Origin of the sequence: Paraburkholderia sp. J7, assembly GCF_905220155.1 — a bacterium.
Lineage (GTDB): Bacteria > Pseudomonadota > Gammaproteobacteria > Burkholderiales > Burkholderiaceae > Paraburkholderia.
The window spans coordinates 1-269 of record NZ_CAJMYZ010000138.1 but is presented as its reverse complement, the minus strand read 5'-3'; the positions used below and the strand labels follow the sequence as shown (position 1 = coordinate 269).

Genomic DNA, 269 nt, shown 5'->3' with positions numbered 1-269 from the left:
CGGCGTATTCGCGCCCGTGCTGCTCGTGTTGCTGCGCCTCGCGCAAGGCTTCTTTCTCGCGGGCGAATTGCCGTGTTCGATCACGTACGTCGTTGAAGAGATGCCGCAGCGCGCGAGCCTTGTCGGCGGCCTCGTCGTGTTCTGCCTCAATTCAGGTGTGCTTACGGCGACGCTGATGAGCTTCGCGCTGCACGCAACGCTCGACGCCGCCGACGTCATTGCGTACGGCTGGCGCATCGCGTTCATTTTTGGCGGACTGATCGGGCTCC

General features: G+C 63.6%; 1 pseudogene. It reads left to right on the top strand.

The features are described 5' to 3' along the window. A pseudogene (locus U5A58_RS40670) lies at positions 1 to 269 on the top strand (MFS transporter); the annotation flags it as partial.